The organism is Tolypothrix sp. PCC 7712 (assembly GCF_025860405.1).
Taxonomy (GTDB): Bacteria; Cyanobacteriota; Cyanobacteriia; order Cyanobacteriales; family Nostocaceae; genus Aulosira; species Aulosira diplosiphon.
In genome coordinates this window covers 8,269,428-8,293,817 of the sequence record NZ_CP063785.1, presented here as the reverse complement: position 1 = coordinate 8,293,817, position 24,390 = coordinate 8,269,428, and the positions used below count along the sequence as shown (strand labels likewise).

The 24,390-nt window shown below is 35.2% G+C and carries 22 protein-coding genes; all 22 read right to left on the bottom strand.

What is annotated here, in order from left to right; all coding sequences use genetic code 11:
• Nucleotides 1–12: 12 nt before the first annotated feature.
• On the bottom strand, nucleotides 13–1,233 hold the full coding sequence (locus HGR01_RS33735) for a glycosyltransferase (RefSeq protein ID WP_045867958.1): 1,221 nt from the start codon (nucleotides 1,231–1,233) through the stop codon (nucleotides 13–15).
• Between the two features lie 73 nt (nucleotides 1,234–1,306).
• A complete protein-coding gene (gene asnB, locus HGR01_RS33730) occupies nucleotides 1,307–3,115 on the bottom strand; it encodes an asparagine synthase (glutamine-hydrolyzing) (RefSeq protein WP_045867959.1) in 1,809 nt (602 codons plus the stop codon).
• A gap of 8 nt (nucleotides 3,116–3,123) precedes the next feature.
• Nucleotides 3,124–4,290, bottom strand: coding sequence for a glycosyltransferase (locus HGR01_RS33725; RefSeq protein ID WP_045867960.1), 1,167 nt, complete (start codon nucleotides 4,288–4,290; stop codon nucleotides 3,124–3,126).
• Nucleotides 4,291–4,352: 62 nt separating this feature from the next.
• Nucleotides 4,353–5,552, bottom strand: coding sequence for a glycosyltransferase family 4 protein (locus HGR01_RS33720; RefSeq protein ID WP_045867961.1), 1,200 nt, complete (start codon nucleotides 5,550–5,552; stop codon nucleotides 4,353–4,355).
• Nucleotides 5,553–5,597: 45 nt separating this feature from the next.
• Nucleotides 5,598–7,091 (bottom strand): hypothetical protein, encoded by a 1,494-nt coding sequence (locus tag HGR01_RS33715; protein WP_045867962.1) that lies wholly within the window; start codon nucleotides 7,089–7,091, stop codon nucleotides 5,598–5,600.
• A complete protein-coding gene (locus HGR01_RS33710; protein WP_045867963.1) occupies nucleotides 7,076–8,413 on the bottom strand; it encodes a hypothetical protein in 1,338 nt (445 codons plus the stop codon). Before HGR01_RS33710 ends, HGR01_RS33715 begins: the two co-directional genes overlap by 16 nt.
• 109 nt (nucleotides 8,414–8,522) lie before the next feature.
• The gene (locus HGR01_RS33705; protein WP_081583878.1) at nucleotides 8,523–9,257 is read right to left on the bottom strand and encodes an FkbM family methyltransferase; all 735 of its coding nucleotides are present in this window, start codon (nucleotides 9,255–9,257) and stop codon (nucleotides 8,523–8,525) included.
• 54 nt (nucleotides 9,258–9,311) lie between these two features.
• Complete coding sequence (locus HGR01_RS33700) at nucleotides 9,312–10,316, bottom strand: hypothetical protein (protein ID WP_045868840.1); 1,005 nt, start codon at nucleotides 10,314–10,316, stop codon at nucleotides 9,312–9,314.
• 23 nt (nucleotides 10,317–10,339) lie between these two features.
• Nucleotides 10,340–11,566 carry a glycosyltransferase gene (locus tag HGR01_RS33695; RefSeq protein ID WP_045867965.1) on the bottom strand — a complete coding sequence of 409 codons (1,227 nt, stop codon included), beginning with the start codon at nucleotides 11,564–11,566 and terminating at the stop codon, nucleotides 10,340–10,342.
• Nucleotides 11,566–12,615, bottom strand: a complete 1,050-nt coding sequence (locus tag HGR01_RS33690; RefSeq protein WP_045867966.1) for a glycosyltransferase family 2 protein — start codon at nucleotides 12,613–12,615, stop codon at nucleotides 11,566–11,568. The genes HGR01_RS33695 and HGR01_RS33690 overlap by 1 nt, the downstream gene beginning before the upstream one ends.
• A 65-nt stretch (nucleotides 12,616–12,680) precedes the next feature.
• The gene (locus tag HGR01_RS33685; protein WP_052335049.1) at nucleotides 12,681–13,691 is read right to left on the bottom strand and encodes a glycosyltransferase family 2 protein; all 1,011 of its coding nucleotides are present in this window, start codon (nucleotides 13,689–13,691) and stop codon (nucleotides 12,681–12,683) included.
• The gene (locus HGR01_RS33680; RefSeq protein ID WP_045867967.1) at nucleotides 13,688–14,494 is read right to left on the bottom strand and encodes an FkbM family methyltransferase; all 807 of its coding nucleotides are present in this window, start codon (nucleotides 14,492–14,494) and stop codon (nucleotides 13,688–13,690) included. Before HGR01_RS33680 ends, HGR01_RS33685 begins: the two co-directional genes overlap by 4 nt.
• Nucleotides 14,495–14,539: 45 nt before the next feature.
• The gene (locus tag HGR01_RS33675) at nucleotides 14,540–15,484 is read right to left on the bottom strand and encodes a hypothetical protein (protein ID WP_045867968.1); all 945 of its coding nucleotides are present in this window, start codon (nucleotides 15,482–15,484) and stop codon (nucleotides 14,540–14,542) included.
• Nucleotides 15,485–15,524: 40 nt separating this feature from the next.
• On the bottom strand, nucleotides 15,525–16,514 hold the full coding sequence (locus HGR01_RS33670) for an acyltransferase family protein (RefSeq protein ID WP_045867969.1): 990 nt from the start codon (nucleotides 16,512–16,514) through the stop codon (nucleotides 15,525–15,527).
• Nucleotides 16,515–16,570: 56 nt separating this feature from the next.
• Nucleotides 16,571–17,521 carry a glycosyltransferase gene (locus HGR01_RS33665; protein WP_045867970.1) on the bottom strand — a complete coding sequence of 317 codons (951 nt, stop codon included), beginning with the start codon at nucleotides 17,519–17,521 and terminating at the stop codon, nucleotides 16,571–16,573.
• Nucleotides 17,518–18,075 (bottom strand): acyltransferase, encoded by a 558-nt coding sequence (locus HGR01_RS33660; protein WP_045867971.1) that lies wholly within the window; start codon nucleotides 18,073–18,075, stop codon nucleotides 17,518–17,520. Before HGR01_RS33660 ends, HGR01_RS33665 begins: the two co-directional genes overlap by 4 nt.
• A 4-nt stretch (nucleotides 18,076–18,079) precedes the next feature.
• Nucleotides 18,080–19,012, bottom strand: coding sequence for a glycosyltransferase family 8 protein (locus tag HGR01_RS33655; protein ID WP_045867972.1), 933 nt, complete (start codon nucleotides 19,010–19,012; stop codon nucleotides 18,080–18,082).
• A 154-nt stretch (nucleotides 19,013–19,166) separates the two neighbouring features.
• Nucleotides 19,167–20,240 (bottom strand): glycosyltransferase, encoded by a 1,074-nt coding sequence (locus HGR01_RS33650; protein WP_052335050.1) that lies wholly within the window; start codon nucleotides 20,238–20,240, stop codon nucleotides 19,167–19,169.
• Nucleotides 20,241–20,307: 67 nt separating this feature from the next.
• Nucleotides 20,308–21,543 carry an aminotransferase class I/II-fold pyridoxal phosphate-dependent enzyme gene (locus HGR01_RS33645; RefSeq protein WP_045867973.1) on the bottom strand — a complete coding sequence of 412 codons (1,236 nt, stop codon included), beginning with the start codon at nucleotides 21,541–21,543 and terminating at the stop codon, nucleotides 20,308–20,310.
• 150 nt (nucleotides 21,544–21,693) lie between these two features.
• On the bottom strand, nucleotides 21,694–22,371 hold the full coding sequence (locus HGR01_RS33640; RefSeq protein ID WP_045867974.1) for a TylF/MycF/NovP-related O-methyltransferase: 678 nt from the start codon (nucleotides 22,369–22,371) through the stop codon (nucleotides 21,694–21,696).
• A 144-nt stretch (nucleotides 22,372–22,515) separates the two neighbouring features.
• Complete coding sequence (locus HGR01_RS33635) at nucleotides 22,516–23,058, bottom strand: class I SAM-dependent methyltransferase (RefSeq protein WP_045867975.1); 543 nt, start codon at nucleotides 23,056–23,058, stop codon at nucleotides 22,516–22,518.
• Between the two features lie 6 nt (nucleotides 23,059–23,064).
• Nucleotides 23,065–24,354, bottom strand: coding sequence for an ATP-grasp domain-containing protein (locus tag HGR01_RS33630; RefSeq protein WP_045867976.1), 1,290 nt, complete (start codon nucleotides 24,352–24,354; stop codon nucleotides 23,065–23,067).
• Nucleotides 24,355–24,390: the final 36 nt, after the last annotated feature.

The window sequence follows — 24,390 nt, the reverse complement described above, 5'->3', positions numbered from 1 at the left end:
AGTTTTGTATTCCTAAGAATTGTAAAGTTGAACGCAAGTGGGGGGTTGACCACCATCAAGAATCCATTGGTATACATTTGCCATTTCTTGAGCAATTGAATTCCAAGAGTATTTAGCTTGTACTAAATCTCGCCCTTTCAAACCCATCACTTGCCGTTGTTGTTCAGACATCTGCATTGCATCAACTAAAGCTTGCTTTAGTGCTTGCTGATTATCTTCGATCCACCAACCACATCCGTAGTGCTGTAAATCCTCCCAAGGGGCACCTTTAGTAGTAATAACAGGCACACCATAAGCTAAAGACTCTGCGACTGCAATCCCAAAATTTTCTGAATGCGTTGGTAAAACGAATACGTCAGCATTACTGAGTGCAGAGAATTTATGTTGTCCTGATAGCATCCCAGTAAAGGTGACTTTTTTTTTCAAATTTAACTGTTCTACTTGTAATTCTAACTTTTCTTGGTAGCCAATTAAGTCTGGCCCAGCAATAATTAGATGCCAATCAGGAAATTGATTAACAAGAGATTGCCAAACATCTATTAAATGATTTAAACCTTTTTTAGGGTGTACCCTTGATAAAAAAAGTAACCATTTTTTATCAGCTAATTTCGGGAATATATCAATTAATATTTGTCGGCTATATTGCTCTTCTAAACTAGGAATGTTAATCCCATTAGGAATGAGAGCAATGGGTTGTCGATATCCTAATTTACGAATAGAATTTACCTCTTCCGCAGAAGTGGCATGGAAAGCTGTAGCACAGTTTAAATTTTCTTTTTCGTATAAAATCCATGCTAACCATTTTTTATACCAGCTATTATTTAATGACCAAGATTCTAGCATTCCTCTAGGAGAAATAACTAAATTAATCTTGTTAATAACTGCTGCTTGTCTTGCATAAAGATTAGGAAACATCCATAAACCATGATTATGAATTATATCTAAATCTTTTGCGGCTAAATTGAATAAGTAATTGCTAGCTTGAGGTTGAAACCCTCTAAAATATTTTGCGACTTTAGAAGCTTTTTGACTATGAACTTGAACTTCAGTAGTTACAATTTGTTTACCGTGACATTGATAATCAAGCGTGAATAAATGGGAATTAATATTATATTGATATAATACTTGAGCTAAATTAGTAACTGAATAAGCAGGCCCACCAACATTTTCATTAATACTAGCTACTACTTGGCAAACAGAAATCTGATCAACCAATGTTGCATTTGTTGACATTATTAGTTTTTTTGAAAAATAAATATTAGTATCAGGTTACAAAAAAATCTAGGATCAGAATGCTTAATATACTTTAATTGACTTCATGCTGAAACTTTTCCCACCACAACTTAAGTATTACTAAACTCCAGCGACGATACCAAGGTTCAAGAGGGATATTTTTGAGAATATTTAAGTTAGCGAAATATTCACCAAATTCACCTAACATCCATTGTTCAAAGGGAAAAGAAAATCCTTGTTTACGACGCTTAGTCACCCAGTCAGGTAATTCTGGTACAGCTTGAACTAAGAGTTGTTTACCATAAGCTAAACGGATATTACTAGGTATAGGTGCTACTGCCTCTAGCAAAGCTGTATCTACTAAAGGTACCCGCAATTCTAATCCCCATCTCATACTCATAACATCACTGTCTCGGAGTAATTGATTCCGCATATAGCAACTTAATTCTAGCAAGCTGACTTCATCTTCTGGTGTAGACACTTTTGCTGGAAAACTGATCGTGGAGGGGCTATCTTTCACAAAAATCTTGTCACCTACATATTGTTGAATAATTGCACAAGCTTCTTTATTGGAAAAAATGCCTCGAAACGTGCGATAAGCATCTGATAATGTCGGTTCTTGCTCTAGAAAATCACCTAATCGTTTCATTTTGGGTGAACTGCCCCAATTTGCTAAACTCATACCTATGCTAGCTCCAACAAGAGGTAATAATCTTATTTGCTTACCCCAGTTCACCATGCGTGGAATTTTTTGGAATGAATGATATCCACCAAAAACTTCATCTCCACCCAGTCCAGATAGTACTACTTTCATCCCATTTTCATGGGCAATTTTAGATATACAAAAAGTATTAAATCCATCAACACTAGGTTGATCAATAGCTGCTAAGAAATTAGGCAATAAAGTTTTAGCAGATGATGCTGTAATTTTATATTCTGTATGTTTAGCACCAAAGAATTTTGCAACTTCTTGAGAAATACCTCCTTCATTCCATTGACCTTCTTCAAAAGCTATTGAGTATGTAGATAATTGTTGATCTTGGGTCTGGGTTGCTAGTGCTAGAACTGTTGTTGAATCAATACCACCACTGAGAAAAATACCTACAGGCACATCACTAATAAAATGATGTTGAATAGAATCAACTAAAGCAGCACGAACTATTTCTTGAGCATCTGTAGCCGAAATTATTTGGGGTGTAAAGTTGATTTGCCAGTACTGCTTTTTGGTAATTTTTTGACCTTGCCAATATAGCCAGTTACCAGCATCTAAACAATGAACATCTTCAATGAGGGTATATGGTTCTGGAACTGAGCCACTAACAAGATAACCATATAACCCTTGTATGCTCATTTGAACAGTAGGTAACCCAGATGCTAAAACTGCTCTGAGTTCTGAAGCAAAGACTAAAGTTGAACCAGAGCGCCAATAGTAAAGAGGTTTAATTCCTAAAGGATCGCGAGCTAAAAAACAAGTTTTTTCCCAGTCATCCCAAATAGCAAAGGCGAACATTCCGCGTAAATGTTGGACACAATCAGAACCCATTCTTTGATAAAGTTTCAGAATAACTTCTGTATCTGTTTGAGAATGAAACTGTTCACCTTGAGCAATCAAATTCTGCCGTAGTTCTTGAAAGTTATAAATTTCACCGTTGAAGGTTATCCAATATCGTTGATCGGCAGTAGACATCGGTTGATGTCCAGCAGGGCTAAGGTCGAGAATTGCTAAACGAGTATGGGCGAAAGCAGCTTGTCTGTCATTAGAGACATAAATACCATTATCATCTGGCCCACGATGCTTGAGATGAGTTTGTATTCTCTGAATTATCTTTTCTAAACTATTATGATACTGATTAGTTGTCAGAATGCCGCCAATTCCACACATATATAAATTTAGTTGTTGATTGTGGATTTAAAATGATGATTTAAATGCTTATCCAGAGTTATTTGGAAACGCTCAAATCCAAAAGTATCAATAACTTTTTGACGTAAATTTTCTGGCTGATATATTAGACGATTGGGATAGGTGCCTTGTAGAATTTGAATTAATGTTTTGGCGATTTCTCCCACATCATCAGGATTAACCAATGCACCAAGTTCACCATTACACAGAGCATCAATTGCACCATCTTGGTTACCAGCTAAAACAGGTTTGCCACAACCTAGAGCTTCCAAATAGACAATGCCAAACCCTTCCCTTTTACTAGGCATAGCAAAAACATCACAAAGATTATAGTAATCACAAAGCTCTTCATCAGGAACAAATCCAGTTAAGGTAACACAGTTTTGTAACCCTAATTGAACTATTAATTCCTCAATTCTGCTTCTGTCATTCCCTTTGCCGACAATCATATAGTGGACATCAGGAATCATCGAACGAATGTGAGGTAGTGCTTTTAAAATTTGGTCATATCCTTTATAACGCTCAAGCTCTGCTAGCCGTGCTACAGTCAATATTATCGGTTGTTCCGCTTTGAGTTTATACCGTTCTAGTAAATAGCTAGGTTTTGGTGCAGATTGGAACCGATTGGGATCAAATGTGTTGGGTAAGATAGAGATTTTACTAGGATTAAGATTTTGTTCTTGAATTAGGCGATCGCGGGTGTAGCTACTAACGGCTAAAATGAGATCTGCATGGTTTAAAGCAGTTTTCAAAATAGGGTTTTTAATATCCCAAGCTTCTACACCGTGAGCTATTGTCCAGTATGGAATATTTGTTAGAAGTTTTAAAAAGTAAGCACCCATCGCGAAATTTAGGTGAGTTGCAATTACTAAATTAGGGCGCTTTATCAGTGCTTGAGTAATAATTTTGCCAACGAAAAAAGGTGTACGAATTTTCTGTGGATAGGTTCCAGTAAAATGAAATTTTGTCGTAGGCAAATAGGAGATATCCGATGATGCTTTTACATCATGCTTGAGAAAAACATCATACTGGCTTTGAGGATAAAGCGTTTGCAATGCCTGTAAATAAAACGCTGAATAAACCTGGATACCACCTTTAAATTCAAAAATATTAGGAAGCCATAGATGGAATTGCTTTCCATCAGAACGAGTTTGCATTTTGATGAGGTTGGTATTTTTTAGATTTCATAGCAATTTTTATATAATAATTAAATTTATTGCTAGGCAACAGCAGGAATATTAATTTTGCTCTTGATAATGTAATTTAGTGCTTGGTTTAATCCTTGTGTTGCTTGCATATAACTGTAGTCGGATACGATACGGCGGCCTTCTTCTCCCCAAGAATGTAAGCGTTGTCTATCTGAAAATGCTTCTTGCAGGCTTTGCGCTAATGCAGATACATCGCCAGCAGGAAAAATTAAACCATTTTTCCCTGGATGAACCAAGTCTTGAGCGCAACCGACATGAGTACTGACAATTACTGGTCGGCTTAAGCACATTGCTTCGTTAATCGCCAAACCCCAAGTTTCATAGTTGCCATAGCTAGGTAGCACTACTAAATCTGCAATTGCGTAGGTACGTGGCATTAAAGATTGGTTTTGGAAAGGGACAAAGTAAATATTTTCCTGTCCTAATGCTTGGGATTTTAACTCTTTTTCTAGGTTGCCATCGCCTACAAATAGTAATGATACACGGTCAAGTTTGGCTTGTAAAAAAGCCTGAAGTAAATCTACAGGACGTTTTTTAGCTTCAAACTTGCCTGCAAATAAAATAACTGCATGGTCTTGAGGAATGCCAATTTCTTGTTTCCAAGCAATAGCTTGCTGTTTTGCTGTTTCAGCTTGGCTCAAAAAGCGATCGCTATCTACTGCATGGGGCGAGAAAAGTAGCTTATTACTGGGTACATTATGATATTGAAAGTAATCATAGTTGGCTTTGCCTACATAGAGACAGACAGCAAAACGCCGATAAATTTGGCTGATGATCTGCCGACGTATAACTGCTTTTATGCCATGACTAGGAATTAACCGATGAGAATCGCCCCGAAATATTAATGGTATTTGACGAGTATCCCACTGACCAAGAAAGCGATAGATACTGGCATAGTTGTATACCATTAATAGTACAGCATCAGGATGATAGGCGCTAACTTGTGAGCTTAAAGCTGGATTCTGTAGCCCCCAAAAATGATGAGTGCCTGGGTTAGAACTAACATTTGCTACAAACTCATACTCATACCCAGTTAATAAAGGAATATCCCACTGGAGTGCTTTATGAAAACCTGCATCAACTTGCTGAGTAATGCCAAAATCCCAGAGATAAAAAACTTTAATTGCTAAATTAGCATTATTAGTTAAATAACGAAACCAAGGTGCATAATACTGAATTGGATGAGAAGTAATAATTGCTAGCTTTCGCATGTTTGCATTAAATATAAGGCATCAGCCAAGGGAAAATATTCTGCTTCAGACAGAGACACGTGGTACTTTATAAGCTCGCATCAATAAAACTGCAATCCCAGTCAGTGAAATACTAGATTGAAATAAAGCAGCAACGTATACCCCTGCACTATATTCACTTTGAAAGGACAAGCTCATGATTAACATCGCAAATAGATACCTGGCTGAGAGGACTGGTGCATTAATACTCCAACGAGTAGCTTGTCCATAAATTGACCCAAGTAAAACGGCCAGCCCAGCACAGCCGACTAGACCAAAATTGGCATAGGATTCAGCTAGTAGTCCCCAACCAATAGTTGTTTTGAAAGTATCTTCACGCGTTTGTAAACCGTAGTGAATGTTTAATATGTAAGTACCCTCATGGCTAGCAATTTTATTTGTGCTTAAAATCCGGGGAACTAATAGCTGTGGCAAAATTGCATAGGTTGCTCCATAAAGATAAGGTATTTCTTGCGGACTCTGACTTTGAGTCAAAAGCAGCATTTGAATTACACTAGCTCTTTCAAAAAATGAAGCTTTTTCCTCGGAACTTTGAGGTACAGTTGAATCATAATCATTTTGATTTTGCAACAAATAGTTCAAGCTATAGCCTGCCCACTCACTATACCAAGCTGGATAATCCCAGGGTTGTAATTGAGCAATTTGTCCTCCGAACCAGTATTTAGCTCTCATCTCACTCTTGCCATAATTTAGAAATGAGAAACAAATGAGAGCAACAATAATTAGTAATATTGGTAATTTCTTTCTGCCAATTATAAAGGAAATTGTAGCAATCAAAAATAGGGATGCTGCATCTACAAGCAATAAAGTAGCTGTGCTTGTTAGCATTCCTGTTATTAACAAGCATAAAAATAACCAAGATCTCTGCTTTGATAAATCCTTAGTACCTAAACGATAAGAAAGTACAAATGTAGACAGTAATGTCAAACCTAAGATAATACTACGAATGATAGAAAAAACACTGAAATCTAGCGATAGCCAACCTCCTAAATTGCTCATGTTAAATACAACATAAGCTGCAAGAGAAATTAAGAAAAACTGCTCACCTCTACCACTGTCTAATACCAAGTATGACTCGGGAATAGCAGGGGCTGATTTGACAAACTGCAACCAAATAAATGTGCCTAATCCCAAACATCCACTAACTGTAATGCTGGCAAATAAATGGCTAGCAGGAGAGTATTGTAGAACTGTGGGGTGATTGCTAACCAAGGGTAATGCATGAGTCCAAATATATGTCAATGCAAATAGTGGAAAAATGGGCATACCTAATGCATTTCCTGAACACCACAGGTAAGTGGGTAGCAGTGCTGCAGTAGTAATTAGGATAGCTCCAAAATTGCTTTCTAAAGATGTGGTATTGCTAAAAAATAATTCAAAGCTCAATAAAGCTAAGGCTACCAGCCAAAACCCTCGCAGTAATCTTTTTTGCCTTTTGTAGTCAAAGGCAACGGAGGATTGTATTACTGACAAAGGCAGCGATTCTAAATCTTTGGACATAGCAATCTATCTTGGCTAGCAGTTGTAAGAACTTGGTCAAAAACAGCGCATTGTTTACGAGTCATTTCTTTTGCTGTGTAAGGTTGAAACGCTTGCCAGTTTGTATCTGGCTGATAGCCTTTGGGAGTAGATAAAAGCCATTGAAGATCAGGCACAACTTTAGCTAAGAAATCTTGAGGGCGATCGCCTTGTTTAAATGTCACAGATCTACCCGCACGACATTGGTTGAGAATTTCGACAACGGAACTCTGCTCATGAAAAATCGCTAAAAGCGGTTTTTTTGCCAGAATGCAAGGATAAAGCTTGGAAGCAGTGTAGCTAGAATCATCAGAACCAATCAGCAAGATAGCATCGCTATCTACTAAAGTTTGCAGAGCTTCAAAATAAGGAATACGGTGAGGATGTTCTTCTACTAAATCGGCAACACCTAATTCTTGAGCAATTGGTTCCACTGTTTTCACTGCTCGATGATCAAGAGCATAGCTTGTACCAACAAAATGCAACTTAACAGCTTGCCACAGGTGAGGATTTTTGCAACGCTCTGACTGGATTGCTAAAAATAGAATTCGCAACGCCAAAGCCATATCACTACCGCCTCGCCCTATATAAACCCAATGACGCTTACCATCATCAGGGTTAAATACTTTTTGCTGAATATTTAAGGAAGGGAGTTGCTCAAAATCTGTCTCTGGAGCGCCAAAAGGTAAAATAGTAAACTTTTCTGGTTTGAGGTGTGGATATCGCCTTTGTAAAATTTCTGGATATTTCGGTGAAACACTAATTACATAGCTAACTTTGCTTATAGCTCTGGGTTCTAAAAACTTAGCTTGGAGTTGAGAAAATCCGTACTTAAATCTTCCACCAGGAGGTATTTCTCTAGATTGTTTATAATAATTACTGAGCCAGGGATCTTGAAAATCTAAGATATAAGGAATGCTAAAATATCTGTGCCATCTGGGGCCCAGAACCATAGAAATAAATACAGTAGTGGAAAAGTAGATTAAATCAAATTTTTGTTGGCTGAGTAAGCGATCGCCTGCTGTAAGCAAATAAGGAAAACATCGCAGACCTAAGCTACCCATACCAATTAATTTGGTTTGTTCCACGGGTAATGCTGATGTGTAAGTGACAGGGATATGCTTGGGAATAGTTTTTGCTAATATAGAGTCCTGAACACCTTGAACCGATTCTGGTCGCACAGTGAGAATATGAGGTTCCCAACCAAATTTTTCCAGGAAAGGTAGGGACATTCGTACCCGCTGATGATCAGGGGCATTAATTGGTGGGAAATGCGGACTGACAATTAGAACTTTATAATTCAAATTTTCACACCTTCAATACACAGGCGATCGCAAATCTGTAACTTATGCTGAAAATTGAGTGGTTGTACCCAGGTTAAAGGTGCTGGTAGAGAAATAGTTTTCATATGGTTCACGCTATCCAACGTTTGTCATTTCGGAGTGGGCTATTACGTGGAACGAATATCATATCTACTTGCCAAAGAGCTTTATCCAAAGGACGACGGATAAAACTACAGATGTCATAAGCCACCCAATCACGCTCATTTAGCCATGCAATTATCTCTGCAAATAGTGGCACATTCTCATGTATATCTAGTAAATTGACTTCTGCTAGTATTGCTTTAATCGTTGGTAAAGATTTTTCAGCACCCTTAAGTACTTCTAATTCATATCCTTGAACATCCAATTTGAGTAAATCTGGCCCACAACCACCAAAATAATTCTGAACTATTTGATCTACAGTTCGCATTTGATGAAAAGATATAGGGAAATTTTGAGGAATATTTTCAACTAAAATAGAAGATGCTGTTTCAGACTCATTCAGTGCTACTTTATCAAGTTCTTCCGCTCCTAGTAAACCTGGAAATACTTGTATAGCTGAATTGACTGTAGCCATCTTTTGAAGCTGAACAACTCTGTGCTCCAACGCTTCAAAGCAGCTAATTTTTACTTGAGGCCAGATTTTAAGACAACATTGAGCAAAGTCACCTTGATGAGCACCAACATCAAAAATTTGATTCGGTTGAAATTCAAGAAGGGATAAACGTTGTAGTGCCACAGGGATTTCCGGTATTCCTAACCTGTGAGCAAAATATGCACGTATCTTAGACTTAATAGACCAGGAATTATAATTTAATATAGACATGATTTTTTATATATTTATGCCATTTTTTGACTTAGAAGTTTATTGATTATTTAATTACAAATTGCTCAATAGTTGGCGCTGTAAATTTTTGGCTAAACGTTTCCACCAGCGATTATGTTTTAATATAGTTCTAGCACTACTCCAATCTACTAGACTGTCATTCACATCATGAAATCCTCGCTGAGACTCTGGAATATCTCCAGACTCAACTTTCTGAATCAATTCAGGCAGATTATCATAAAAATTCTTTGAACGGTATGGTGGATGTAATGACCACATTCCAGGAGGTTTGCCTAAAAACTCAACTCGTACTAAGGAGTTTTTCAGCATAGCTTCAGTTAAAATTTCTTCAGGTAAATTGTAGGGATAATTACCTTCAATTATGGCTTTAATAATACTACGAATAGCTGGATATTTAAGAGGAAGTTGCTTAATTTGTGATATAAATCGCTCTCTGTCTAACATGAAAAAACGTGAACTGAGAGAAGTAAAACGAAAAGCAGGTGAATAATGTTTTTCTGGTGCTGCAACTTGCGATCGCAAACTACCATCAGCAGTTGGTGGGCCTGGAAATGGCCCGCATACTAAGACATCAGGGCGCTGATCTAATAAATCTACAGCTTCAGCAATCCAGGTAGAACTACCACCCCCAAACATTAAGTCTGAATCAAGATGAAAAATATAGTTATTTTTAGCAGTATATAAGCCAAAAAAGTAGGAATAAAAAGGGCCACCCCGAAAATCTTTAGGCGGAATCGACCGACCTCCAAAAAACATAGCACTTACTTTAGCAACTATTTCAGGTGAATAATCAACTTCTTTGAGGTGTGCATGAGGATACTGATTACAGCATTCATCAATTAATAATTTAATTTGTGGTAGTCTTTCTTCCCAACCTTCAGCAAAGCGTCCAGCACTACGATGTAAATCTAAAGTCAATAGTATTTCATCTACCTGATGAGCAAATTGCCGTAATTGATGTGGTAAAGTATGTTTTGCATGGAGCCAGTCACTAGGTGCTAAATTAATTTGTAGTGTAGTGCTGGAATGAGTTTTCATAATTTCTAAGTTCACACAATATATTAATTCAGCACAGACTCAGCTATTTGAATGAGTTTTTTAGCTTCAATTTCCCAACAGAATTTTTCCTTAGCTGCTTTTAGTGATGCATCTTTTGCAGCTTGCAAAGTGCTAGGTGTTTGAAGTAATTCTTCTATTGCTTGGGCTAAGGCTAAAGGATCATCGCTAGGAATCAATCGACCCATTTCTGGATATTGAGAGAAAATTTCTCTTTGTCCAGCAGTATCAGTCGTAATTACTGCTAAACCAGCTTGTAAATACTGGCATAGTTTGTTACTTGCAGTAAATTGTTTATTAAAACAGTAGGGTGTTTCCAGCGCTAAACCAATATCATGTTCAGCAATGCGGGACACCAACTCATGATTAGAAACTGAGGAATGGATAAATATTTGATTACCCCAACCAGAAGGTATCAATGCTTCTAGCCAAGGATGGTAAGTTTGAGGATAGTTACCTCGTAGATGGATTTCTACTGGTATCTTCAAATAAGGCAGACATTGGAAGAGATTTTCTAGCCCCCGTCCCGGCCCAATAGTTTGGGAAAACCAATGTAAAGATGGTAGCTTTAAATTCTGTCGATCGCGTTTTTGATTTTCAATCTGCGATCGCTCAGACAAAGGGAAGACATTATAAATAACAGTTGGTTTAGGAGCTTGATAAGCTTTTGCCATAGCTTCAGCTAAAGCCTTGGAGGTTGTCAGACAATAGCTACACTCATTTATCAGCTTGCTTTCTAGAAACTTAAGTTGGTCAATTGGTCGAGCAACACGAGCTTCTGGTAAAAGGTCTTCAGAAAACCAATCTTCAAAATCTACTCCTACTCTAAAGCCTTCGTTTAGTAATTGGTTACCTACCCAAAGCCCTGCTTCTGAATGAACAATAGTTAAATCTGCACGTGCTTTACGAGCAGCTTTCAACATTGCTTTTGCTCCGTAGCCTAGCAGTGCAGGTGAAAAGATTTTAAAACGTTGAAAATTCTCTCTAGCTAAACGTCCTTGAAGCCGAATTGTCCAGTTTTTTAATTTTTGAGTTTCTTGGAAGTCGATAATGGGTTCAAATCGCCATTTTTTATTGACCATGAGTAAGTGATCGCGCTTTACTAACTCTGGGTCAAACCAGAAACCATACACTGTAACATCATGCCCAGTATTTGCTAGTGTCTCTGCTTCTTTTTGAGGACGAGGAGATGTACAAAGATGACCACTGATTAAGATAAGAATTTTTGACATTATCTATCGAATGGAAAAAATTTAACTGTGCCAGAATTCAAATTGAAGAGGCTTCTCTCTAAGAACTTGAATAGTTTCCAACCTAAAGCAGCTTTTTTATATCCATATTTATAGGCAAAACTCTGTATCTTTTTTGCTTGCTTCCAGCCCAAAAATAAAGAAAGTATCTGAAAGATTGGCCCACCTATTGGTTTTAATTTACAACAACCAAATTCATGAACCTTATTTTCTGATTTTTGCTCTAAGTCTGGTACTTCTGGATAAATTTCGTAAATAAAACGTTGGAAGACTATTGCACAAGTATGGCGTGTACGTTGGCTATTTTCATGAGCTAATAGATTATTGGTGCTAAGCTCCAAAGCCGCAAATGCAGATTCCCAAGCAAAGCGTGATTTTAAACTGCTAAGACTAGTAGAATTACCAGATCTGTAGTATGACTTAGCTCCCAAACAAAATTTTACTCCTTGACTAGCAAGGAGAATACGGCAGAAGTACTCACCATCATCATTTAAAGAGAGTTGTTCATTCCAAGCACCAACATGATTTGCAATACAGCGTGGAACTAACCAAGCAGCAGGATGCATCATCAAGTTATTTTCCCAGGCGCAAACAAGCCACTCCACAGGTGACATATCTCTCCACAGAGCTTGGGGTATAAATAAAGCTTCCGAGGAATTTTTATAAAATCTGGCCCATTCTGCTGATGCAACATGATGAGAGTTGTAATCAAAATTTAAAATGTTTAGTTGAAGTTCTATCTTATCTGGTGCTAATAAATCGTCAGCATCTAGATATTGAATGAAGTCTCCTTGTGCTTCCTTTAATGCAGCATTCCTAGCAACGCTAGCTCCTTGGTTAAGTTGACTAATGACTTTAACCTGAGAAGATTCAAAGCTTTTTGCAACGGATAGGCTGTTATCTTTTGAGCCATCGTCTACTATAATAATTTCAATATTTTTCCAAGTTTGCACTAAAGTGGATTTTAAAGTTTCTGCCAACCAAGGGGTAGCATTATAACATGGAATAATTATAGAAACTAAAGGTTTCATAAAATATAGCTTAACCCAGTCAAAAAGACTGATAATTTTTAATATTTACGACTAATTTTTATAATTTAAACTATATTTAAATCATCTCTAAGTAATAAATTTTTAATATTGACTTTTGACATCTGCCTGAGGAATTTTTTGTAAATCATTTGCACATATCTAAACTCAAAACTCCGAAATTTCCAAAACGGTATGGAGTCATAAGCTTTCCAAATTTTTTCTTGATAGTCTTTTTCCCAAAGCAGCTTATATTTATCATTAAAACTTTTTGCTTCTGGTTGGATTCTGGCAACTGCTAAAGGCGATTGTAGATGACCTATGGAATGTTTAGGCACTAATCTAAGCCAAAGTTCAGCATCTAGAGCACAATTTAGTTCTTCCCAAATTGGTTGGTGAATACTACTGCTCCAAAATGCAGCGTGAGAAGGGATAATACCACCAAAACGTAAATAACGCTCAAGGACTAGAAAACTTTGTGCATATTTAAGTACCTTCTCATTTTCATACAGTATTAAAGAATCACCATAAATGAAATCTTTTTTTGTTTTGGCGAAATGATTGGAAACTTTTTCAAAGCAGTTAGGCAAATAAAAATCATCACTATTTATCCAACTATAATAATTGCCGCTAGCAATACTAAAACCTAGATTAATAGCATGTCCCTGTCCTCTATCATTTTTACTTTGGCAGAAGCTAATCCAAGGACTATATTTTTCTAATATTTCTTGTGTCTGATCGGTAGAGCCACCATCAAAAATAATATACTCTAAATTTGGATAATTTTGTAATAATACAGAGCGAATAGTCTCTTCAATAAAATCTCCTTGGTTATAAGTAGGTGTAACAATTGAAATTTTAGGAAAATCTATACTATTTAGAGGATGTTTTATAGGTTGAGTTTCAATAGTCCAAGGCCATCCAGATTTCCCTTTTGGTGGAAGTGGTAACTCTGTAAGTAAACCATTAGTAGAAAAAGGTACAGTTTTGAGAGGAAAAGGGGTTTGATCATTGATCAAATTCTGCTGATAGATTTTTAAGTCTGGTAAGATAATTTGAATTTTTTCGGTTTTATTCATGATTCCGGTAATAATAAAAAGCTTTCTGTTTGCACCATACATAATTTGAGAATACTTGAGTGATTCACAGATAGTAGAGATGGAAGCGCTAAGACATGTCTATATCCTAAAAAATCTGCAATATGTAAGAGTTTTTCTGGTTCACAATCGTATGCCTTAAGATGTTGTGCATTCCATTCTAGTAAAATGCCGGGTTGTTCATGCTTAATACAATTAATACCACCTTGCAAGACTTGAAACTCAGCACCTTCAACATCAATTTTAATTAGTGAAACAGCAGGTTTACCCATACTCTCCCATTCTGTATCCAGGGTTGTCATGGGAACAGTGATTCTATTTGTTTCTACTACTCGTTTAGTATTAGCATCTTGGATACTATCAAATGCTCCCATTTTTATTGAAGCTGCTGCAGAAAAGCTTATTTCACCAACCCTATCTCCCATAGCTTTAGCAATTACAGTCCATCTATCTTTATATTGGCTATTCTGAGCAGTAAGAGTTAAAAATGGTAATGAATTAGGAGATGGTTCTACCGATACTACTTTGCAAGAAGAGTATTGATGAAGGACAGGAATTGACATCAATCCTATATTCGCCCCAATATCAAAATACACACTATTGGGCTTTACCTGAGCTAGCATCAGTTTGAGGTTGGCAGCTTCGTATATACCTTGATCGCAAGCTAGTTCAAATATATATGAGTCTTTTGGGAAATAAACTTTTGTACCAAAATATGGAAATGATCCAGAAAAGCCAGGAAGACTACCATAAACCAATTTTTTAATATTTTTCTTCAGTAACATATATGTATATTTAAGTAAATTAATGCAAGGATTGATAAATCGCTATTAACTAAATAAATGTTGCCATCCATAGCGAAAATAGCAAGATTTAGAATTTGCTACATAGTGATGTAGCACTGCTTTTGGTTTGATGACTTCTTCCCTTTCTGGCATAACAATATAGTCTTCAGTAGAGGTAACCAAACGTGATTTACCTGCCATGAGCATAGCCACAATAGCCTGCTCTTGGTAGTAACTAGTGCCTTCTTGTTCAATCATTGTTTTGCACCAGTATTCCAATTGCTCCCAATCGATTTCTTCACTTTTTAAGCCACAAATACCAACATTTATGTGTTTAGGTATTTCTGCCTGTGCTAAAGAAGCCATGAGACTATGTGAATATCCATAAGAGGTTTCCACATCAACCATGTGGCAGGGTTGTTGAGGAGATTTAAGCCAATCCAACAGAATATTTGGAGTTCGGAAAAACAACATATCGGAATCAAGCACTAGCTTCCAACCTTTAGAACCAACATGAATGTCCGTAACTTTTCGCATATTAGGATAATTCAAGCGCCGTTCTCTAAGATAAGGAAACTTATTTTGCGGTAAATATTGATCTATGCGTTCTTCTATTTCTGGCTTGAGAATAATTTTTGCATTAGGAAAAATTCGCAGAATCTCGTCCTGATACTTTTTTTCTAAAGAACCATCATCATAAATAATCGGACGCAATGGGAACGTGGTATTTTGTGCCATTGAATAGGCGCAAAAACAGGTCTGATACCAAAACTTTTTGCCAGTTAAAAAATGAATTTCTAACTGATTAATAGCTAACTCATTATTAACTGATTTTAAGTGATAAGTTGCTTTTTCCATTTGCAACTTTGCATGGAATTCTAAAATTGTATTTGTGACACCTTTATGGATTAATCTTTCTAAGAAACCTCTAGGTTGATAGTACAGCTTATAAACTATCAATCCTAAACTTATTTTTTTATTTATAAACATTTTCAATTACGTTAATTAATATATCAATTAAGATAAAATACTATTTATGCTTAACTATAAGAAATGAAGGAAGTTCAACATATTTGAAGAATAATACTGATAATGCTAGACATAATATTAATACAGTAAAATCATAAATAATGTGCATTGGTAAATATTTTATCCATATACCTTGACGATATTGAAGCAATAAATAGCAACCTATAGGCACATGTAATAAATATAAGCTATATGATATTTTTCCAATTTTATTTATAAAATTTTGTTTTTGCAAAATTTCCTTATTATAATCTGAAAACCATATAGTTATAGCCGTAAAAATGGCAACGACTTGGACTTCTATTTGATTATTTACAATAATTGATATTAAACTAATTAGTAATAATAGTACTGCCTTGATATCTTCGCTTCTAGATATACCTTTTAAAGCTATGCCTAGAGAGAATAAACCCCATTGATTAAAGAAGAATAAAAAATTATGCTGTTCAGATATTCTTGGAACTAAACTTAATATAGTGAGCGAATACAGTAATAAGTAGTGGTATTTTGGTTTTAAAATAATAAAACCCATGATCAGATAAAAGAATAATTCATAACTCAAACTCCAATATACCCAGTTAATTGTTGGAACTGAGCTAACAGGACTAGTCGTTAGAGTCAAAGTAGCCAACCATGAATGAAAATTGTTAGGTATATATGCCACATCATTAGTGCCTGTCACAAGCTTACGAAATGCACAAACAGTAATAACTAACAGAATACTAAACAAATACGGTGGATAAATTCGGCACCATCTTCTTAAATAAAAATGTAAAATAGATGTTGAACGTTTAACTGTAAAGTATATACAATATCCACTTACAATAAAAAATATAGGTACTCCTAAATAGCCTAAACCTACAAAGTGAAAGTAAAGATTATCTTCTTGAGGTATAACTTGATTTAAATGAAACATAACTACCCAACAAGCAGCTATTCCTCGAAGAGTATCTAACCATTGATTTCTATTCTTTTCTTCTCGTTGGTTCATTTAATATTTTTAGTATTGTTTTAATAAATCTTATTTTAAATGTAATTTAAGTAATATTATTTATTAGATAGCATAGCTAAACCTTCAAAAGTTCCACATGCACCTTGCCAATTAATAAAAGCAGTAGGACTTTTCCAAGCTTGATAACTCAAAAAAGCCTTCATTTTTCTCGGTATAATAGTTAAAGGAAGAATTTTTTTCCAAGGACAGATATTATGTTCGTTTAAAACTTGAATCCATGAACGTGAAGAGGCATAGTTTAGACGAGCAAGATAATCTTTGGTGAGGCGATTAGCAGAAATTAAGTGGGTTAATTGTAATTCTGGGAAATAACCAACTCCCCAACCTGCATCTAATAGTGTGAGATTAATATCGCAATCTCCTCCTGATTGTAGATTTTGACCTGTTCGGTCTAAAGATAACTTAAAAGAGTCTTGTCCAAGACTATCCACGTAATCTTTAGCTGCTTGATATCTGAGTGCCATTCCAGCACCAATTGGTGCAAATACTGGGTGTTTTTTACTAGCAATAGATTCGTTTTTATAGGAATAGACTTGAACTTCTTCGCCTAAATCTCTGAGTGCTAAACAAACCCAAAAATCTTTTACCCAAGGTTCCGGTGGTACTTCAAATTCTGGTAATGATTTACCGCCAATCGCTCCTAATTGAGGATAATTTTGAAAAATATCAATTACGCTTTTTAGGTAATTAGGATAAAGAACATTATCATCATCTACAAATACCAAATAATTACCTAAGCTATTTTGAATACCTGCTAACCTTGCTCTTGTTAAGCCTAAGCATTCCTCTCTAATGATTCTTGTAGAAGTATGCCAAGAGAAATCAAAACTAGGAATGTATTTGGGATCTGTAGTCAAATTATCTATTACTATAAGTTCCCAGCTTTCTTGATCCAACGTCTGTTTTTTTAAAGCACAAAGCGTTCTTTGTAAACGCGTCTGGTTAGGATTATGGGTAGGGATAATTACAGAAATTAGAGGATTCATGGACGATATCTCACTACTTTTGCAGGAACACCAACTGCTACTGAGTAAGAAGGCAAATCTTTAGTCACAACTGCACCAGCACCAATAACGCAACCATCTCCAACCGTGACACCTCCCAATATAGTAACCCCAGCACCTAGCCATACATCTTCTCCAATACTTACAGGTAATAGAATGTCTGGTTGCGAGCGAATATGAATATTTTTATCAGGAATCGTATGATTAGAAGATAAAATTCGGCATTGCATAGAAATCAAAGTATTTTTACCAATTTTGACCCCACCATGCCCATAAATTACTGTGTATGGGCCAATAAAAACATTATTTTCCATAGCAATACTTCCTCCCCAAGCTTGTAAAATTACACCTTGTTCTAGCATCACCTTTGGGCCTAAGTAGATTTTGCCCATAGAACCTTGCACAAAGCCTAAACTAGCTGTGATATGCTTGCCTAGCAAACAGGAAGAATGTACTTCTACCCCAAGTGATTTAAGTCGAAAATATTCCCAAATATTTCTCAGTTTTTCCTGTTGATTAAAGAGGCGTTTTAACACAATCCTATATGCTAAACAATTTGGTTCTCAAGAATTGAAGGAAATTATGCAGTTTACTACCTAAGCCAAGATAAAATCTTATTTTTGAGATAAAACTTGGTTTACCAATCAAATGGCTGTTCTTCCAAGGAGTCTTTTTAAGATATTTAAAATACTCATGTTTAAAAGGATGGTTACAATTAAGATGCCAGGGTTTAGCACTACCACCTCCAACAAAATGAACAATTGCAGGATCAATCTTAGCTTCTAAATAATTAAATTTTTTATATTTATCCTGATATTTAGAATTAATTAAAGACTCATCATAAAGATAAGGTTGTGAATTCCAAGTCAAATCAACAGGAAGCCAAGAGTTATTCAAGAGAATATTTAATACATCTTGATCCCACCATTGTAATAGCTCAGGTTGCTGATAAATCAGAGCACAACCTCTGTGAAAAACTTTCATCTCGCGCCAGGCTTTAAGGTTAATTAGCATCAATCCAGCGTTAAAGTAGAGGGAGCCTTCTGGCAGATTGATTTTAGAGGGATAATCATCCATACCACTTGCAATAGCAGCAGCATGGCTAAAGCTTTGAATATCAAGAGACCAAAGTTGATCAATGGATTTACGAATAATTATATCTGAGTCAATAAACAAAATTTTATCAATGTTGTCAGGAATAACTTCAGGAATAAATAATCGAAAATAGGTGGCTAACGATATATGATGACTAACAGGAGCTTTTTCTAATTCACTTGTTTGAATTTCAATTATTGAATATTCTTGCTTAATTGTATAAAAAAAACGTTTTATCTTATTACTAATATGTTTTTTTAATCCGTTAGTAATAATGTATATATAAAATTTTTGGTTTGGGTTATTAATAAATAGAGATGACAGCATGACCGCACAGTGTTGTGCATAATTATTATCAATAGTGCAAACAATATTCATTATTTATAATATGCAAGTATATAATTTTTGTTTTATATAGTTAATTAAAAAACGACCTTATAATTCTCAATTATTCATAGTTAATCAAAGCAAAATTTCGCTTTAATAAGATATTAATGAAATCACTATAGTTTGGTCAAAAGATTAGTAAGATTCATGTAAATTTATGCAAAAAATATTTTTTTATAAGATTTTTTATTTTATGTTTGACTTTAAGGAATGTTAGCTCTGCCTTGAATTTTTCAACTTCTGCTTTTAACTCCTTGATTTCAGGTAAATGTGTGTTAATCTCAGAAATTATAGCTATCATTATTTCATCATTATATTTATATTTAGTGTCAATATTGAAGCTCTGATATAGAAACATCATGGAAATAACTTTATTATACCCACTATGATTTGCAGATGCTGTTATACCATTATCATGAAGACGATACACACTCATAACTTCATTTAAATATTTAATTTTCCCCCTTAATGACCATAATAATAACAAAGTTATATCACCACTTTGGCAATGATGAAACCATTCAGGAATCATGGAAACACCATAATTTCTAGCCATAATAGAAGCGGTTGGAATAAACCATCCTCGAAGTAAATCTTTAGTCTCAAATATAGTTTTATCAAGAGACTCATGCATTATCCATTCTCTGAAATTACCTGAGCGCATGAATTGAATTTTAGCATTATGAAAGCATAGTGAATAATCTTCATTTGCCTCTAAAAAATCTACCTGCTTTTGTAGCTTTAAGGAATCTATCCAGTAATCATCACCTTCGCAAAGAGCAATATATTTACCCCTACAATAATCTATTGCTCTAATTACATTAGGCATAAAGGGAGCATTTTTATTTGGCGTAAGTTGACCTTGATTTTTTTTTGCCAGCAGTACACGAATTAGATTTGGATATATTTTTTGGTAGTCAAGTAAGATATCTTGAGTACCATCTGTAGAGCAGTCATCGCTAACAATAAGCTCTATTTCAAAAGTAGTTTTTTGAGCAATAACACCTTCTAAAGCATCTTTTATGAATTGATGATGGTTGTAAGTAATCATGCATATACTGACTGCTGGTTCTAGCGGTAAATCATCTGAAATAATTTCTATTGTATTTTGAGCAATCAGCCATCTTAAATCTTGCAAAGACGATGATTTTGGGATTTTATCGTACTTGTTATCTTGAAGCGATTTAACTTCATTCAAGAATGGAGTATTATTTTTCATTCATCTGTTAAATATGTTCAATATTGATAGTTTTTTAAAGATAATGCGATTTTTTAAATAATTTTGTTTAATATATCTGAGCAGATACTTTAGATTTATTTGCTTCTAACCGTTCTTGAATTTGAATTCCATTTGTTATTGAAAATCTGATAATTTCACAAATTGAGTGTATATGATTTTCTGTTATATTAGTTCCTGTAGGTAATATCATAACTCGTTGAGATAGTTTCTCCGTTTCAGGAAGCAGAAGGCCTGCATGTGGGAAATAGGAGCGATAAGGTTCCATACGGTGGCAGCCTGGATAGAAATAGCGACGGGCAATCACATTTTCGGCATGAAGAATTTTGAGCAGCTGGTTGCGGCTAATTTTCGTTTCTTCTTCATTGATTTCTAAAACAATGTATTGGTAGTTGCAACACTCAGATTGGTTAAAGGTGAATAGGCTGATTCCAGGAATATCCGTTAGCTCTGCTTGATAATGCTTGTAGTTCCGGTAGTTGATTGCAGTAAATTCCTCAATACTTTCTAGAGAAGTTAAACCCATCGCCGCCGAAACTTCATTCATTTTGCCGTTAATGCCAATGTAAGTAACATTGTCATATCCAGCAAAACCAAAGTTTTTCATTAAACGAATTTTATTCGCTAACTCATCATTATTTGTAACTACTGCGCCACCTTCAAAGGTATTAAAAAACTTAGTTGCATGAAAACTGAAAACTTCTGCATCTCCAAAATTACCTATCATGCGTCCCTTATAAGAACAACTAAATGCATGGGATGCATCAAACATTAATTTGAGATGATGTTTCAGGGCAATTTCTTCCAAAGCTTCTACATTACAAGGTTGTCCCCACAGATGCACTCCAATAATGCCTGTGGTTCGAGGTGTAATCATGGCTTCTACTCGCCAAGGATTAATTGTATGCGTTTGAGGATCAATGTCACAAAAAACAGGTGTAATTTCTTGCCATTGCAGTGCATGAGCCGTGGCAACAAAGGTAAAAGAGGGAACAATCACCTCACCTTTGAATTCAGCTGCTCTGATTGCAATTTCGAGAGCTACTGTTCCATTACACATAGCAATGCAATGTTTGACTCCTAATAAATCTGCAATACGTTGTTCTAACTCTTGTACAAAAGGCCCGTTATTGGAGAACCAACGTCTGTCAAGCATATCGTTAATGCGTTCGAGGAGACGTGTGCGATCGCCAACGTTCGGGCGACCAACATACAACTTCTCTTGAAAAAGTGGCTGACTTCCAAAAATACCTAGTTTGTCTAAACTTTTATTTGAGAAATTCATAATTTAAATATCTTTAAATTTCTGTGTAATAACTGTATATGGAATCTGGATAATTGTTGTAGATATTACCAACATAACGATACAAGTTTTTTAATGCCACTGAGAATCATAAATTAGTTAGGTGTGGCACCTTAATTTCTCCAAAAATGTCTACTTTTCATACGCAATAAAAGCTCTACCAAAGCCATTAAAATTAGAGTATTCAGAAAGCCCTATTCGCTCATGACCGTTTAACCACTCTTGGATTGCCTTTTGTTGACCATAAAGAGGAGATCCTCGGTAGCACCAGTAGTCATCAAATAAAATCCAAGTCCCAGTGACAACCAGATCATCAATAAAATTTAATACATCCAATGTAGAAGAGTAGAGATCGCAATCAATATAAATAACGTGAGGAATTCCCTTCTCACGCAGAATAGCTTTTTCTAGTTTCGGAAGCACTTCTGAAAAAAAACCTTTAACTAAGGTTAATTCTTCTTCTTGCATTCTTGAGCAACTGATGATGTTATTTTTAACATAGTCTATAGGCATAGATTTAAAATTACCCTTATAAAAATAAGGAGTATATTCTTGAGCTTCTTGGTCAGATTCTTTGAGATCTGGAAGTCCCTCGAATGAATCAAATCCTAAATAATGTGAGACAACACCTCGGAACTGTCGATAAGCATCGATCATAGCCTCACCATTAAGTACGCCAAACTCCATATAGTAGCCATCAGACATGTTAGCTGCTTCTATAAATTCCCTGATAAATTTGAAGAGATTAGCTCTTTTAAGCAGGTCGCCATTTAATGCTGGAAGTATGGATGGTTTTTTAACTTTTATCATTTTTTCCTATGTATAAGCCTTTTATTAAGTTTAGATAATTGCTCTTTATCCTAATACATTTTGCTTTAAATTAAAAAGTTAGTAATCCAGATTAACTTATATAGATGTAGGTAGGCATTTTTTGAAAATTTCTACTTAGCTATTTTAATTTTTTTGTGCAATGATTGTATATTGAATCGGCATAAGTGCTCTATCTAAGGTTTCTATGCTATTCAATTCCACTATTGCAAATTTATTTAACAAAGCTCTTAGACCATGTTCAGTAAATCGCCAACAGTCTGGTAATGGACCATGAATTCTAAAATTGAATGGAGTGCTGAGGAAAAGCAAACCACCAGGCTTCAATATTCTCCACATCTCATTTACAGCACTAAAAGGCTGTAGGGTATGTTCTAATACCTCTGTACATACTATGTAATCGTAAGTTTCATTAGGTATAGAACTATTAAACCCGCAAATATCACCAATATAAGTACATCCAGATTTAGGATTTATGTCAAAAGTATCTATAATAATCGAATTTTGAAAGAAAGGTTCTGCACCTTCATGAATTTGAGGTGCAATGTCTAGTAATCTTCCTGGATGCTTGGCATAATTAGCTGAAGCATATTTCATAAACTCAACAACATTATGACGAATTACTTTTAAATGTTCTATATCTGTTTGGCTAATAACAACATTTGGCATTTATAGCTAATTCCTTTCATCTAGTAACATTTCTAACATACTACAATCAAAAGTCAAAATACCAAGGCGTTTGCTAACATCTTTGCGCTCACTGAAGCTGTCATCAATTAAGATTGATTTATCGTCGCAAATATAATCTGCTTTACTTGATCTACTATCAATATGAATTATTTGATCAAATATACTGAATATTCTATATTTACTGAGTGTCTCTTTCACATCACCTTTATGCTTAGTGATCAAAATTATATTAATATCTCGATTGAGGCACTGATATAAAAACTTGATTAGCTCTAAATTCAATTTTCCATTCAAAATTAGAGTGTCATCTAAATCAACATAGACCTTGTTATACTCGATATGATGTTTGTAACGGTTTATCAAAGCTCTGTCAATACTTACGTCAATTTGATTTATAAGTATTTCAATTGGTATTCTTTCCTGTTCATAAATGCTTAAAAGAGGAAAGTTAATTCCCTTAACTCTATGAACAGCCATAGTACCAGCAATTCTAGGTGCAATTTCAAGTAACTTATAAATACCATATTGATCCTTTTTGAGTTGAAAAAACCATGCTCCATGAAAACATAATTTTTCTGCTATCAGGCAGGCATACTTTTGAAATATCTCAGATTGGTTATGAACAGTTTTACTGTTCATAGATATGCCACTTCTAATTCTGGATCTCTCTCTACCACTACAAAATAATAGACCTCTATCTCTATCTGAGAAACAGTCTATTGTATATTCATCTCCAGGTAGATATTCCATGAAGATTAGATTTTGTTGTTGATTATTATGTAAATACTGGTATAAATATTCTTGATTATCAATAAGTTGAGTACCTTGAGAGCCTTGACCTTTATCGGGTTTCAGAAATACAGGATAGGTGCTTATTTGTTCAATATCTATATATAATTTGGGAACAGGAATTATATCTGCCAGTAAACGATATGTTGCTGATTTTGAACGGGTAATTAAGCAAGTTTCCTGCGGAGATGATACAATTTTTGCTTTAAGAGACTTTATATTTTCGGCTAAAGCCACAATTACATCATCATGAGCAGGAAAGATATAGTCTATCCCTTCATGAATAATGATTTCATTTAAGCTGTTTAACCAATCTGTCTCAGAAACCGACGGAATGATGAAGTGATTTTTGAACACAAGAGAGGCATGATTTGAAATTCTACTTCCAGCTGAATATATTTGGATATCCTTACAATGCAAAAGTGATTTTTGAATTTCCAATCCAATCTCTGTACCACCTGGAAATACTAATACTTTATATACCAATTTTTATTGCCTCCAATATGTTGCTATTAAAGTAGC